Source organism: Nonomuraea sp. 10N515B, from assembly GCF_052245915.1.
In the GTDB taxonomy this organism is placed as follows: Bacteria; Actinomycetota; Actinomycetes; order Streptosporangiales; family Streptosporangiaceae; genus Nonomuraea.
Genome location: NZ_JBQQBQ010000039.1, coordinates 63,526 through 77,147 on the forward strand (window position 1 = coordinate 63,526; position 13,622 = coordinate 77,147).

Annotated in this window: 11 protein-coding genes; 8 read left to right on the forward strand and 3 right to left on the reverse strand. The window is 70.7% G+C overall.

The genetic code is table 11. The features are described 5' to 3' along the window. Window positions 1-41 precede the first annotated feature (41 nt). The 4 genes from ACTWQA_RS40115 to ACTWQA_RS40130 are packed head-to-tail and all read left to right on the forward strand — an operon-like array spanning window position 42 to window position 4,174. Complete coding sequence (locus tag ACTWQA_RS40115) at window positions 42-572, forward strand: TetR/AcrR family transcriptional regulator (protein ID WP_443164146.1); 531 nt, start codon at window positions 42-44, stop codon at window positions 570-572. A 21-nt stretch (window positions 573-593) separates the two neighbouring features. Beyond that, window positions 594-1,901 (forward strand): cytochrome ubiquinol oxidase subunit I, encoded by a 1,308-nt coding sequence (locus tag ACTWQA_RS40120; protein ID WP_443164147.1) that lies wholly within the window; start codon window positions 594-596, stop codon window positions 1,899-1,901. Then, on the forward strand, window positions 1,898-2,914 hold the full coding sequence (locus tag ACTWQA_RS40125; protein ID WP_443164148.1) for a cytochrome d ubiquinol oxidase subunit II: 1,017 nt from the start codon (window positions 1,898-1,900) through the stop codon (window positions 2,912-2,914). The genes ACTWQA_RS40120 and ACTWQA_RS40125 overlap by 4 nt, the downstream gene beginning before the upstream one ends. A 15-nt stretch (window positions 2,915-2,929) precedes the next feature. After that, on the forward strand, window positions 2,930-4,174 hold the full coding sequence (locus tag ACTWQA_RS40130) for an acyltransferase domain-containing protein (RefSeq protein ID WP_443164149.1): 1,245 nt from the start codon (window positions 2,930-2,932) through the stop codon (window positions 4,172-4,174). Here ACTWQA_RS40130 and ACTWQA_RS40135 read toward each other — a convergent pair. The 3 genes from ACTWQA_RS40135 to ACTWQA_RS40145 all read right to left on the reverse strand — a co-directional run bounded on the left by ACTWQA_RS40135 (window position 4,161) and on the right by ACTWQA_RS40145 (window position 9,144). Further along, window positions 4,161-4,859 carry a 4'-phosphopantetheinyl transferase family protein gene (locus tag ACTWQA_RS40135; protein ID WP_443164150.1) on the reverse strand — a complete coding sequence of 233 codons (699 nt, stop codon included), beginning with the start codon at window positions 4,857-4,859 and terminating at the stop codon, window positions 4,161-4,163. The two genes, ACTWQA_RS40130 and ACTWQA_RS40135, sit on opposite strands and share 14 nt — an antisense overlap. Then, window positions 4,856-5,386: a TetR/AcrR family transcriptional regulator C-terminal domain-containing protein gene (locus tag ACTWQA_RS40140; protein ID WP_443164151.1), complete on the reverse strand. Its 531-nt coding sequence runs from the start codon at window positions 5,384-5,386 to the stop codon at window positions 4,856-4,858. The genes ACTWQA_RS40135 and ACTWQA_RS40140 overlap by 4 nt, the downstream gene beginning before the upstream one ends. 125 nt (window positions 5,387-5,511) lie before the next feature. Then, window positions 5,512-9,144 (reverse strand): LamG-like jellyroll fold domain-containing protein, encoded by a 3,633-nt coding sequence (locus ACTWQA_RS40145; RefSeq protein ID WP_443164152.1) that lies wholly within the window; start codon window positions 9,142-9,144, stop codon window positions 5,512-5,514. A 333-nt stretch (window positions 9,145-9,477) separates the two neighbouring features. Here ACTWQA_RS40145 and ACTWQA_RS40150 point away from each other — a divergent pair, with 333 nt between their 5' ends. The 4 genes from ACTWQA_RS40150 to ACTWQA_RS40165 all read left to right on the forward strand — a co-directional run bounded on the left by ACTWQA_RS40150 (window position 9,478) and on the right by ACTWQA_RS40165 (window position 13,620). Continuing rightward, window positions 9,478-10,521, forward strand: a complete 1,044-nt coding sequence (locus ACTWQA_RS40150) for a LacI family DNA-binding transcriptional regulator (RefSeq protein ID WP_443164153.1) — start codon at window positions 9,478-9,480, stop codon at window positions 10,519-10,521. Between the two features lie 66 nt (window positions 10,522-10,587). Then, window positions 10,588-11,859, forward strand: coding sequence for a sugar ABC transporter substrate-binding protein (locus ACTWQA_RS40155; RefSeq protein WP_443164154.1), 1,272 nt, complete (start codon window positions 10,588-10,590; stop codon window positions 11,857-11,859). 4 nt (window positions 11,860-11,863) lie between these two features. Next, window positions 11,864-12,805 carry a carbohydrate ABC transporter permease gene (locus ACTWQA_RS40160; RefSeq protein ID WP_443164155.1) on the forward strand — a complete coding sequence of 314 codons (942 nt, stop codon included), beginning with the start codon at window positions 11,864-11,866 and terminating at the stop codon, window positions 12,803-12,805. Beyond that, window positions 12,802-13,620 (forward strand): carbohydrate ABC transporter permease, encoded by an 819-nt coding sequence (locus tag ACTWQA_RS40165; RefSeq protein ID WP_443164156.1) that lies wholly within the window; start codon window positions 12,802-12,804, stop codon window positions 13,618-13,620. The genes ACTWQA_RS40160 and ACTWQA_RS40165 overlap by 4 nt, the downstream gene beginning before the upstream one ends. The last annotated feature ends 2 nt before the right edge of the window (window positions 13,621-13,622 follow it).

Consider the following 13,622-nt stretch of genomic DNA (forward strand, 5'->3'; position numbering starts at 1 on the left):
ACTCAACCAACTGGTTGGTGGAGTCTCGCGGAGGTGGAGTCATGAGCACAGGAAGCCGACGGCAGGCACTGGTGGAGGCCGCCTTCCACTGCGTCGCGGCCCGAGGTTTCGAAGGGCTCCGCCTCCGCGAGGTCGCCAAGGAGGTCGGCATCGACCACTCGACCGTCCACCACTACTTCCCGACCAAGGAAGACCTGGTGGCCGCGGTGGTCGAGCTCGCCACCCGCCAGTTCTGGAAGACGATGCCGCCCCAGCCCAGCGCCGCCGCCACGATCAGGCATCACCTGGCGGTGCTGGCCGACATGATCCGCACCCGTCCCGAGTTGTTCGCGGTGCTGCGCGAGCTGGACCTGCGGGCCGCCAGGGACGCGCGCATCAGGGAGATCGTCGCGAGCAGCGAGCGCGGCTGGCACGACGCCCTGCGCGAGGTGCTCGCGGAGGCGGCGCCCGGCGCCGACGCGAAGGCGACGGCCGACCTCGTCATCTCCGTGGCCCGCGGCGTCAGCCTCGCCCCGGACCTGGCGCCCGCTGTTTTCGCACAGCTCGAACTGTTGCTCGACCTGACCGACTGACGCCTGACAAAGGAGTGCACCGTGCCGGCGGATGCGATCGTCTACGCACGGCTTCAGTTCGCGCTGACCGCCGTCGCGCACTGGCTGTTCGTAGCCCTCACGCTGGGCCTCGTCACCTACGTCGTGATCATCCAAACCATGTGGACGGTCACCGGAAACCCCCGTTACGAGCGGATGACCCGATTCTTCGGCCAGCTCTACCTCATCAACTACGCGCTCGGCATCGCCACGGGCATCGTGATGGAGTTCCAGTTCGGGCTGAACTGGAGCGGGCTGACCAAGGTCACCGGCAGCGTCTTCGGCGCACCACTGGCGATCGAGACGCTCGTGGCGTTCTTCCTGGAGTCGACCTTCCTCGGCATCTGGATCTTCGGCTGGAACCGCCTCGGCAAGCGGCTGCACCTGGCGATGATCTGGCTCACCGCCGTCACCGCCTGGATGTCGGTCTTCTGGGTCCTGATGGCCAACTCGTTCCTGCAGCACCCCGTCGGGCACGCCTCCGCCGCGAATGGGCGGCTGGTGCTGGCGGACTTCGCCGAGTTCGTCGGCAACCCGAACTTCTGGCACGCCATCCCGCACGCGGCGGCGGCAGCGATCACCACCGGCACGTTCTTCGTCGCCGGCGTCAGCGCCTGGCACCTCAGGCGGCTGCCCGAGGGTCACGAGGACCGGGCCGCGTTCCTGCTCCTGCTGCGCATGGCCGTCTACATCGCGCCGGTCTTCGTGTTCATCACCGCCTTCATGGGCGGCAACCTGCTCGACGTCATCAACGTGGAGCAGCCCATCAAGGGCGCACTGGCCGACAACGACCTCGCCTTAGCGGCCCGGCTGCAGGAAGAGATGGTCGCCAAGCACGGTCCCGGTGAATACATCCCGGTCCACGAGTTCATCTACATCACCCGCACGGTCATGATCTGGTCGGCCATCACCCTGCAGGCCGTGTCCGTCATCACCGCGCTCATGACCATCAAGATCTCGCTGCTGCTCACCCGGTTCGCCTGGCTGCTGCGGGTGTTCCCATGGCTGATCCCCGTGCCGTTCGTCGCGGCCACCGCGGGCTGGCTGTTCCGGGAGGTGGGCCGCCAGCCGTGGGCCGTCTACGAGATCCTCAAGACCGAGGACGCGATCAGCCCCGGGCTGACCAGCGGCGTGCTGCTGACCTCCCTCATCGTCTTCACCCTGGTCGTCGGGGCACTGGCCGTCACCGACTGGCGGCTGCTGGCGAAGTTCGCCCGGCGCGGGCCCGACGCCGCCCAGCTGGGCTCCCAGGGCCAGGAGACGGACACTGACGAAGAAGAAGAGCTCGCGATCACCGGAGGTCGGCTGTGACCTGGCACGCTGCTTGGCTCGTCCTCACCGGGCTGATGTTCGCCGGATACCTCCTCACCGAGGGACGCAGCATCGGCATCGGGCTCATCCTGCCCGTGCTGGGCAGGAGCGACCGCGACAGGGACGCCGTCGTCGACACGATCGGGCCGTACTTTCTCGGCAACGAGGTGTGGATCGTCTCCGTGGTGGGCCTGCTCATCGGCGGCTTCCCGGTCTTCGAGGGGACGCTGCTGTCCGGGCTCTTCCCGCTCTTCGCCGCGTTCGCGCTGGGCATGGTGGTGCGCGGCGCTTCCTTCCACTTCCGCCGCCGCCACCCGTCGCCGCGCTGGCGGCGCGGCTGGGCCGCCGCCATCACCGCCGCCAGCCTCGTGATCGCGCTGGCGCTCGGCGCGATCGCCGCCGCGCTGCTCCACGCCCTGCCGCTGCGGCCGGACGGCGTGCTGCCGCTGACCGCCGGGGTGCTGTTCACCCCGTTCGGGCTGGCCTGCGCGCTCACGTCCGTGCTGTTCTTCGCGCTGCGTGGGGCGGCGTTCGCGGCGACCAGGACCCGGGGACCGCTCGCCGAGCGGGCCATCGGGCTCGCCAGCCTGCTCACCCGGCTCGCCCTGGCCGGCGCCGCGATCTCCTTCGGCGTGGGCCTGCTGGCCGCCGACGTGCGGGCCTCCGTGCAGCAGCCGATCGTCGTGTGGGTGCTGGCCGGCGTCGTCGCCGTGGCGCTCGTGGTGTGCGACGTCTTCGCGATGCGGGCCGCGCCCCGGCGCGCGCTCGCCCTGTCGGGAGTCGTCCTGCTCGCCGCCGCGGCCGCCGTCGCCATCGGCCGCCTGCCGTACCTGCTCGTCTCCCGGTACGGCGACTCGGCCGGCATGACGGTGGCCGAGGGCAGCGCGGATCCGGTCGTGCTGGCGCCGCTGTTCTGGGTCGTGGCCGTGCTGGTCCCGTTGCTGGCCGCCCTCCAGTGGTGGGCGGGGCGTCTCTACCGCACCGCCAGGACCGGCGCGCGCGCCTACTTCTAGGTGGAGGAGCAGATCATGACCGTGCAGCTTCAGGACGTGACCGACGCGCGGGCGCTGCTCTGGTCGGGCCGCGACGAGGCCGAGTGGGAGTCGGAGCGGCGGCGGCTGGCAGAACGGCTGGCAGCGCGACCGGTTACGGCGGCGGAGTTCGCCGCCGTCGCCGGCGAGTGGAACGCCTGTGAGCGCGGCGACGGCCCGGTGCGCGGCGCGATCGTCGCGGTGGACGCGGAGGCCGCGCTGGCGGCGCTGCCGGGCGCGCGGCCGTCCGCGGCGCTGCGGCGGCCGGTCGCGCTGCTCTTCCCCGGGCAGGGTGCGCAGCACCGCAGGATGGCCGCCGGCCTGTACGGGTTCGAGCCCGTCTTCACCGCCGCGATGGACGAGCTGTTCGACCTGCTCGGTCCCGACGGGGAGGAGGTGCGGGCCGACTGGCTCGCCGGCGAGCCCCGGGTCCCCGTCGACGAGGTGTCGCGGGCCCAGCCGCTGCTGCTCGGCGTCGGCCACGCGCTGGCGCGAACGCTGATCGGCTGGGGGCTGCGGCCTGGGGCGCTGCTCGGGCACAGCGTGGGGGAGACCGTCGCCGCGGTGGTGGCGGGGGTGTTCTCCCTGGAGGACGCGGTGGCCACGATGCGGCACCGCGTCGCGGCCGCCGCCTCTCAGCCGCCCGGCGGCATGCTGGCGGTCGGCGCCGCCGCCGAGGCGCTCGCCCCCTACCTGCGGGGCTCTGTCGTGGTGGGGGCGGTCAACTCGCCCCGGCAGACAGTGCTCGCCGGTCTGGCCGCGGAACTGGGCGCCGTCGCCGACGACCTGCGGGAGGCCGGGTTCATGGTGGTCCCCGTGCCGTCGCCGCTGGGCTTCCATAGTCCGGCCGTGGACGAGCTGGCCAGGAGCGGGCTCGACGTGCTCGGCCGCGTCACGTACAGCCCACCGGGGCTGCCGCTCTACTCCGCGTACACGTGCGCGCCGCTCACCGCGGAGCAGGCCGGCGACCCGTGGTTCTGGGCCAGGCAGGTGGCCGACCCCGTGCTGTTCTGGCCGGCGCTCGACCGGCTGCTGAACGACGGCGACTTTCTCCTCGTCGAGGCGGGGCCGTCGCAGGGCCTCATCACCGCCTGCCGCCGCCACCGGTCGGTGATCAGGAAGAAGAGCGACGTGACGGCCTTCCTGCCCGCCCGCCCGGGCCCGGCGGAGGCCGACAGAGCCGCCCTGCTGACGGCCGCGGCGCGGATCTGGACGGAAGGGCACGACATCACGCCGTGGTGACCCCCGCCAGGTAGGGGGCGGCGCTGCCCGCCGCCACGCGGGGCATTTCCCGCACCCCGACGATCGCGAGCGCCGCGGCGTGCCCGTCTCGCCGCGGCAGGTCCGTGAGCGCCACCCGGAGCAGCGGGCGCCCGCGGAAGCCGAGCAGGCGCGCGGGCTGATCGGGAGGGGAGACGATCACGTGTGACATGGGCACGCGCAGCCCGTCACCGGTGGCCTTCAGCACGGCCTCCTTGCGCGTCCAGTAGGCGATGAATCCGGCCACGGGGTCGGCCGTGCGCCCCAGCGCCTCGGCTTCGACGTCCGCGAGCGCCGCCTCCACCAGCGCCGTGCTCCGTTCGGCGACGCGCTCCACGTCGATGCCCACGGGCCCTACGCCGCTGATCGCCACAGCCACCCAGCGGCCGGAGTGAGACACCGAGACGTGCAGCTCGTCGCCGGGCAGGCGCGGCTTGCCGTGCGGGCGGGCACAGGCCGGGCAGTCGCGACGCAGCGGCACGCCGGCGGCAGGCACGCCCAGGCGCCTGCCGAGCATGATCCTGGTGATCGCACAGCCCAGGATGAAACGGTCGCGGTCCGCCGGGGCACGGTACTTGCCCTTGCGGAGCCGTTCCACGGGGTCGAGGAGCTCCTCATGCCAGGGCCGCACCTCGCCGAGCTCGGCCCACCACACCTCGCAGGTCATCCGGCTCGGTCCGGGAGCGCGGCGGCCAGGCCGTCGAGCAGCAGCTTCAGGCCGAAACGGAAGCACTCCCCGCACGGGGCGTCCGGTGCCGAGGCAAGGCGGGGATGACGTCCTTCCGGCGCGTGCCGGCACGCGGCAAGGCTGGGGTGACGCCCATCCGGTGCGTGCTGGTACGCGGCATCGGCGATCGCGTACAGCAGCAGCCGGGTCAGCGCCGCGGCGCGGGTCGCCTCCGGCAGACCGGCCGCACGCATGATCGCCAGCATGCCCTCCCTGACGCGCAACCCCTGCGGGCACACCGGAGACTCCAGCGCGGCTCGCGCCACGCCCGGATCGACCAGCAGCGCCTCGCGCAGCCCGGCGGTCGCCTCCTCCAGCTGCTCCCGCCAGCGCCGCGGGTCCGCCTCGGGCACGCGGACCCCGGCCAGGACGCCCTCGAGCGTGATCGGGGGCCTGCGGGGCGGGGTCGTGCGCGGAGGCCACCAGGCGGGCAGGCGGGCCGCCGTCGGCAGCAGGTCGGTTTCCATCGGCTCACTCCGCTCAGTCACTCGCCCTCTACTGTGCCGCGCCACGACCGAGAATCGATTGAGGACCGATGGAGCGTCCCGCCCGTGCGCCGGGGTTGCGGGGCACGGGCGGGGGAGTGGGTGTGTCAGTCCCGGTAGGGAGCGACCGTGATCTTGTCGATGGCCGGGGCGTACTGGGAGCGGAGGAGCACTCCCGGGAAGGTCTCCGACGCGTAGGTCTTGCCGTCGAAGTTGGGCAGTTCCTCGGCGGAGAACCGCACCGTGTTCTCGCCCTTCTCCAACTGCACCGGGACCGTGAGCTCCCAGAAGTTGTTCTCGTGGAAGGAGTGCGGGAACAGGACGCGCTGCGGGGCGGCGCCGTTCACCGAGATGTCGGCGTGCCTGGCGAGCGGGTCCGGGTTGTAGTGCGTCGCGGGCGACTGCTCCGGGTTGGAGTAGCGGACGCGCATCGCGTACGTGCCCGGCTTGTCCGCCTGGACGGTGAAGGTGAGCGTGTTGGCGTTGCCCGGCGTGCCGCCGACCCCGGTGACCGCGGCCTTGCCACTGGCCAGGGAGAGCTGCGCAGCCTGGGCCGTGCCGGCCAGCTGCGCGGACTCCGCCTCGTAGGCGGTGCCGGGCAGTGCGTCGGCGGCCGGGCGCACCTCCAGCCGGTCGACGAGCGCCGTGCCGGACGCGCCGGTGACCGTGACCTTGTTGACGCCGCCGGACAGCGACACCGTCCTGGTGGAGCCGTCGCGCCGGGCGTCCTCCATCACCTGGATGCCGTTGACGGATATCGTCGCCTCGCCGGAGCCGAGCAGCTTGAGGTCGAGGACGGCCGCGGCGTCCCGGGCGGAGTAGACCCAGAACGTCACCGACTTCCCGCGGTCGGCCGCCACGACACCCGAGCCGCCGACGCCGTCGCCCTTGACGTCGTGGGCGATGTGGGCCCCGCTCAGGTCGGCCAGCTCCGCCTCGTAGATCGAGGTCGCCGCCGCCGGGTTGGCCAGCGACAGCCGGATCCGGTCCACGATCGCATCGCCCTTGGTCGCCTTGGCGCCGTCGAGGCTCCGCGCGGCCAGGGAGATCACGTGCTTGCCCGCCTTGAGCTCCACGGTGGTGCCGGCGTGGTCCCACACGACCCACTTGTAGCCGAGGGGCAGGAACAGCTCCTGCTCGGCGGCGCCGTCCACGCGGACGAAGACGTTGGTGGGCCCCTGCTCGCGCACCCGGTCGAAGGTGTTGAGCGAGTTGGCGAAGACGCTCAGGTCGTAGCGGCCGTCCTGCGGGACCTCGACGGTGAAGTCGAGCACCCCGTCGGAGCCGGTCCGCAGCCCGCCGACGTTGTAGCGGCCGGAGGTGTAGAACTTCGACACGTCCGAGGGCGAGCCCTCGGGGCCGTTGCGGCTGTAGCCGCCGCCGGTGTACTTGGCGTCCTCGGCCTCGTACGACTGCTCCCACAGCTTGGGCGCGGGCGCTGTCACCGTGCCCGCGCCCTCGGGGCTGAGCACGATCTCGTACGCCGACGACTCCTTCAGCCGCGGCAGGCCGCCGCTGCCGAAGTCGAACGCCACGGTGCCGTTCTCGACCTTGACGTCACGCTCGGCGATGATCTCCGGCTGCGCCGAGTCGCCGATCTGCCCCGTCCACGGGATCTCGCGGATCCAGGCGTGCACACTGTCACCGAAGACGCCGGCGGGGACGTTCTCGAAGCGGATGTGCCCGGCGCTGCTCGCGCCACCGAAGATCGTCCGGGCCTGCTTCTTGGCCGGGTCGAGGGTGGCGACGCCCTGCAGGGTGTAGTTCTGCCCCGGGAACGGTGGCGTGACCTGCACGGTGTGCCCGCTCATGCCGCCGTAGGCGTTGAGCAGCCACCACTGGCCGTTGGCGCGGTTGGCCTGCACGGCGGAGTCGGACAGGTTGCCGTCGATGTTCCAGTACGCGATGTCGGCGTCCACCTTCGACTCCTCGATGGCCGACACCCACTGGATCATCTGACCGGGCACCGAGGTGTGGTAGTTGAAGGCGTACTCGTTGATGTTGATCGGCAGCTTCTTCCCGGCGTGCTCGGTGCCGGCGAAGACCTCGGCCTCCCAGCCGCGGTAGCGCTTGACGCTCTGCCGCACCTGCTCGGGGTGGCTGAGTTCGTGCCAGGTCATCACCTCGGGCACGGTGCCGGCCTTGACGGCGTGCTGCAGAAAGCCCTTCACCTGGGAGTACAGCACGCTGGTGTTGGGTCCGGCGATGCGGGCCTGCGGCATCTTGCCCTTGATGAGCGCGTGGACCTCGTCCCACGCCCTGAAGTAGTCCGTCGGGTCGTTGAGCCAGCTCTTGCGGTTGTAGCTCCACTCGCCGGTGCCGAACATGTTGCCCTCGGGCTCGTTGAATGGCACGAAGACGATGTTGTCCTGATATTTCGCGTCTAGTTGGAGGACCTGGTCGACCTGCTTGGCGATCTTCTCCTTGAACAGGTCCATCTTCTCCTGCGGCGTGCTGCCCGGCCACTGGTACGGGAAGCCGCGGTGGATGTCGGTCATGTAGATGTACACGTCGCCATTGGTGCTGTCGGCCAGCGGCTTGACCACTTCGAGGGCGTCGGCCCCCGGGTGCTGCGGGCCGTCCTGGGCCTTGGTCGAGACCGTGCGCAGGCGCATGCCCTCGATCAGGTTGTTCGTCGGCACCCCGGGCCCATACAGGCCGTAGAGCGTGCCGGACGCGCCGCCGTGGAAGGCGCCGGTGTCCTTGGCCAGGTCGATGACGAGCTGGCCCTCGCGGATCACCGTGACGTTGGCGGTGACGGCGCGGCCGCCCGCCGTGCCCTTCACGGTGAACGTCCCGGCCTTGGCGTAGTCCTCGGGGCTCACCTGCGCCCAGGTGATGGACACGTCGCGGTCATAGCCGTCGGAGAAGGTGGCGCGGACCGCGGCCGGCAGGGACGGCGCGGTGCCGATGAACGTCCGCACCGCGAAGGCGTCCTGGGTCAGGCCGGTCGGGGTGGGGACCTGGCCGCCGGCGAGGGTGGCGACCTGCTCGGCCGTCAGCGCCGCGCCGTAGACGCGGAAGTCGTCGATCGCGCCGTCGAACAGCGGATCCGGATAGAACGAGCGGCCGATGAAGCCGGCGGACGTCGTGGCGGCGTCGATCAGCTGCGCGGCCGTCACGTTCGTGGCGGCGGAGGCGACGGCGGCGCCGTCGAGGTAGGTGGTGACGCGCTTGGCGGCCGTGTCGAGGGTGACCGTCAGCGTCTTCCAGGCGTTCGCCGGCAGCGGGGCATAGCCCGTGACCTGGGCCTCGCCGCCCGCCGCCGAGGCGGTGACGGCCGTGCGCAGGCGGCCGTCGCCGTTGTACGGCGTGGTGAACAGGTAGCGGCTGGTGTCCTTGCCCAGCGCGTAGATCCACTGCCAGGGGGCGGTGGTGCCGTCCCACTTCACCCGAGCCGACACGGTCAGATCGGTCTTGCCTTGGATCGCGGCCAGCGGCAACCTCACGTAGGCGCCGTTGGAGGTGGGCGCGCCGCCGGGCAGGCTCAGCGCGTGACCTCCGCCCGCGCCGTCGACCAACGACGCGGTGGAGCCGTTGACCAGCGTCCCGTGCAGGCCGTTGCCCGAGGAGTCGGTGACGGAGCCGGTGCTGACGTCGTCGGCGTCGAATTCGTAGACGAGGGCGGGAGCAGGCGGATCGGCCGCTGCCGCGACCGGGACGCCAAGGGTTAACGCGAGGGTGAGGGCGGCCGGGAGGAGCCCGGCGCGCATGGCCTTGGTGATGCTCGGAAAGGTCATCACGATGTCCCTAGGTCATGTGAGCGCTAACAAAACCGAGGGAGTCGATCCGCAACGCAACCGAGGTTTCGCGTAGGTTACGTAGCCGCGGCGCGCACGTCAATGGGGTGGTTTCCCACCGTTTCCGGCAAGTCACGATTCGGTATCTTCCGTCGCCCGCGCTCTTGACGCCTGCCTCCTGGAGGAGTGACAGTCGAGCCCAATCGTTGAACCGGTTCGCCGATGCCGATGAGGCACCGTCCAGGGAACTCTGGGCGAAGGCGTCGTCCGGGCGACGATATGAGGGAGTCCGCAACGCAACTGTCGAACCGGTTCAATGATCAGGAGGTGAGAGTGGCGACGATCGGAGACGTGGCCCGGGAGGCCGGGGTGAGCCGCAGCACGGCGTCGTATGCGCTGTCGGGCAAGCGGCCCATCTCGGAGGAGGTCCGCCGGCGGGTGCTGGCGGCGGCCGAGGCGCTGGCGTACACGCCGAACGCCGGCGCCCGCGCGCTCGCCACCTCCCAGACCAAGGTCCTCGGTCTGCTCGCCCAGTTCCACGAAGACGAGTTCGCGCCCGCGATGATGCAGTACATCCTGGGCGTCACCGACACCGCCCGCGACCTGGGCTACGACACGCTGCTGGTCACTGAGGCCGACGGCGCGCGGGCGCTGCGGCGCATCACCGATTCCCGGATGGTGGACGGCGTCGTGCTGATGAACATCGCGGAGGACGACCCGCGGCTGCCCATCCTGCGCGCCGCGCCGCAGCCGGGCGCCCTGGTCGGCCTGCCCGGCGACTGCTCGGGGCTCGACGTGTTCGACCTGGACTTCGAGGAGGCCGGCCGGGTCATGGTGGAGCACCTCCATCGCCTCGGCCACCGCGAGCTCATCCTGATCTCGCAGCCCGAGCACGTGGTCGAGCGCGGCGGCGCGTACGTGTGGCGCCTGCGCGACGCCGCGCAGGAACGGGCGCGGCAGCTGGGCGTCACCCTGCACGCGGTATACGGCGAGTCCCGGCAACCCGCCGTCGGCCGCCTGCTCAACGGCCTGCTCGACGCCTACCCGGCGGCGACCGGCCTGCTGATCAACAACGAGGCGGCCGCCGCCGCGCTGCCGTCGGTCACCTACCAGCGGGGACTGCGAGTCCCCGAGGACCTGTCGGTCATCGGGCGTTACTCCGAGGAGTTCGCCGCGACCTTCTCCCTGCCCTATTCCTTCATCGAGAGCGCACCCGACCGCCTCGGCTCCATGGCGGTGCGCCAGCTCGTGCGCCGCGTCGAATCGGCGTCGGCCCGCAACGAGCCGTTCGTGGTGCGCTTCATCTCTCCCGAACTGGTCTCCCGAGGCAGCACCGCAGCCCCGGGAGCGCCGCTCCCGCCTCCGCACGCCCGCTGAACACGGGCCTCTACCCCCCAAACCACCTTTGACCGCTCGATGTGAGCGCTAACATTGGAGGAATCGATGAACCGTCCGTCGATGTCCACGAGGGCGGCGGTCTTCGGAACCGCCGCTCTGGCGCTGTCCGCTCTGTCCGCCTGCGCCTCCGCCCCTCAGGGTGGCAGCACCCCCACGACCGCCGGCTCCGCCGGCACGGCCTACACGTGGTGGGACCCGTACCCGCAGCACGACGCGTCCTCCGCCTGGGCGAAGCGGGTGAACACCTGCGGGCAGCAGGCCGGCGTCACCATCGAGCGCACCGCCTACGACACGACCGCGCTGACCAACCAGGCGCTGCTGGCCGGGCAGGAGGGCAACGCGCCGGACGTCATCCTCCTGGACAACCCGGCCGTCTCGACGCTCGCCGACGCCGGGATGCTCACCACCATGGCCGACTTCGGGCTGGACACCGCCCGGTTCGACAAGAACCTCATCGCCGCCGGTGAGCTGGACGGCAAGACCTACGGCATCCCCATCGGCGCCAACACCCTCGCCCTCTACTACAACAAGAAGATCCTCGACGAGGCCGGCGTCGACCCCGCCTCGATCAAGGACTGGGCCTCGCTCAACGCGGCGCTGAAGAAGGTCAAGGCGGCGGGCAAGAAGCCGATCACGTTCTCGGCCATCGGCACGGAAGAGGGATCCTTCCAGTTCCTGCCGTGGTTCTGGGGCGCCGGCGCGCAGCTCACCCAGCTCGACTCGCCCGAGGCCGTGGCGGCGCTGGAGCTGTGGACGTCGTGGGTCAAGGACGGCACCGCGCCCAACTCGGTCATCAGCAACTCGCAGAACACCACCTGGGAGGAGTTCCTGACGGGCGAGTTCGCCTTCGCCGAGAACGGCACGTGGCAGATCAACAGCGCCGGGAAGGCGGACTTCCCCACCGGCATCGTCCAGATTCCCGGCAAGGACGGGGGCGTCGCCCCCACGCCCACGGGCGGCGAGTTCATCACGGTCCCGGTGCAGAAGGACACCGGCCGCTACAGCGCCACCAAGAAGATCCTCGAGTGCATGACCACGCCCGAGGGCCTGGTGGAGACCGGTACGACGTTCGCCTACTACATCCCTTCCACCGCCGACGGGCAGCAGGCGATCCTCGCCAAGGAACCCGGCCTGAAGCCGTGGGTCGGGGCCGTGCAGTCCGCCAAGGGCCGCACCAGCGACAACCTCGGCACCAAGTACCCGAAGATCTCCGAGGCGATGTGGACGGCTGTGCAGAAGTCGCTGAGCGGTTCGGCCAGCCCGGCCGACGCGCTCAAGGAGGCGCAGGCGCAGGCGAAGCAGGCCACCGGCGGCTGATCCGATGACCTCCGTTCGCACCCAGACGGTCACGGTGAGGAGAGCGGCGCACCAGGCTCCCCGGCGGCGCTCTCCCCGGTGGACGGCCCTCGCCTTCCTCGCGCCGCTCGTCGTCTACCTGCTCCTCTTCTACGCCTATCCGCTCTACCGCAACATCGAGCTCAGCGTGCACGACTACACGCCGCGCGCGTTCGTGCAGGGCGACCCGGAGTTCACGGGGTTCGAGAACTACGCGACCATCCTGTCCGACGACACCTTCCTGCGGGCTCTGGGCAACACCGCTGTGTTCACGCTGGGATCCATCGCCGTGCAGTACGCCCTCGGGCTGGCGCTCGCGGTCTTCTTCCACCGCACCTTCCGCCTGTCGGTGGCGTTGCGCGCGATGTTCCTGGTGCCGTGGCTGCTGCCGCTGATCGTCTCCGCCTCGACCTGGTCGTGGATGCTCAACAGCGAGAACGGCATCGTCAACGCGGCCCTGCAGGCGTTCGGGATCGGCCAGATCAACTGGCTCACCTCGCCCGACACCTCACTGCTGGCCGTCACCATCGCCAACATCTGGCTCGGGATCCCGTTCAACCTGGTGATCCTCTACGCGGGGCTGCAGAACATCCCGGCCGACCTGTACGAGGCCGCCGGCCTGGACGGGGCGAACGCCTGGCAGCGCTTCTGGCGCATCACGTTCCCCCTGCTGCGCCCGGTGTCGGCGATCACGCTGCTGCTCGGCCTGATCTACACGCTCAAGGTCGTCGACATCATCTGGATCATGACGAGGGGAGGTCCGGCGGACGCCTCGACGACGCTGGCCATCTGGTCCTACCGGGAGGCGTTCGGCACCGGGCAGCCTGACTTCTCCCCGGCGGCGGCCGTCGGCAACATCCTCATCCTCATCGCCTTCGCCGCCGGGCTCGTGCACGTGCATCTGCAGCGCAGGGAGGAACGCGCATGAGGACCGGGAGATCCTTCTGGAAGACCGCGCTCGGCGTCGTCCTGGTGGGGCTGATGCTCTTCCCGGTCTACTGGATGTTCAACGTCTCGCTCACCAAGACGAGCGACATGCGGGCCGACCCGCCGCACTGGTTCCCGTGGGACCCCACGTTCGAGGGATACACCGCGGCGTTCGGCCAGCAGCTGCCGGCCCTGGCCACCAGCCTGTTCATCGGCCTCGGCACGGTCGCGCTCACGCTGGTCGTGTCGCTGCCCGCCGGCTACTCGCTGGCCAAGCTGCGGCCGCTCGGCGCGCGCGGGATCGACTTCCTGCTCCTGGTCGCCCAGATGATCCCCGCCGTGGTCATGGCCATGGGCTTCTACGCGATCTACATCAGGCTCGGGATGCTCAACACCGTCGCGGGCCTGATCGTGGCCGACTCCACGCTGGCCGTGCCGTTCGGGGTGTTGCTGTTCCGGGCGTTCATGGCGAGCATCCCCGCCGAGCTCATGGCCGCGGCCCAGATCGACGGGGCGAGCACCTGGCGCACGTTCCGCTCGATCATCCTGCCGCTCAGCCGCAACTCGGTGATCACGGTCTCGCTCTTCGCGTTCCTGTGGGCGTGGTCGGACTTCATCTTCGCCTCCACGCTCAACCGCAACAGCGACGTCATCCCCATCACGCTCGGCATCTTCCGTTACATCGGCAACAACACGACCCAATGGAACTCGATCATGGCGACCGCCGTGATCGCGTCCGTTCCCGCCGCGTTCCTCCTCGTCCTCGCGCAGCGTTACATCGCCGCCGGGGTCACCGCGGGCGCCGTGAAGGACTGATC

Bases quoted from the DNA above. Each gene is read 5' to 3' on its own strand.
- ACTWQA_RS40115 (WP_443164146.1), top strand. From the start codon at position 42: ATGAGCACAGGAAGCCGACGGCAGGCACTGGTGGAGGCCGCCTTCCAC.
- ACTWQA_RS40130 (WP_443164149.1), top strand. From the start codon at position 2,930: ATGACCGTGCAGCTTCAGGACGTGACCGACGCGCGGGCGCTGCTCTGG.
- ACTWQA_RS40135 (WP_443164150.1), bottom strand. From the start codon at position 4,859: ATGACCTGCGAGGTGTGGTGGGCCGAGCTCGGCGAGGTGCGGCCCTGG.
- ACTWQA_RS40140 (WP_443164151.1), bottom strand. From the start codon at position 5,386: ATGGAAACCGACCTGCTGCCGACGGCGGCCCGCCTGCCCGCCTGGTGG.
- ACTWQA_RS40145 (WP_443164152.1), bottom strand. From the start codon at position 9,144: ATGACCTTTCCGAGCATCACCAAGGCCATGCGCGCCGGGCTCCTCCCG.
- ACTWQA_RS40155 (WP_443164154.1), top strand. From the start codon at position 10,588: ATGAACCGTCCGTCGATGTCCACGAGGGCGGCGGTCTTCGGAACCGCC.
- ACTWQA_RS40160 (WP_443164155.1), top strand. From the start codon at position 11,864: ATGACCTCCGTTCGCACCCAGACGGTCACGGTGAGGAGAGCGGCGCAC.
- ACTWQA_RS40165 (WP_443164156.1), top strand. From the start codon at position 12,802: ATGAGGACCGGGAGATCCTTCTGGAAGACCGCGCTCGGCGTCGTCCTG.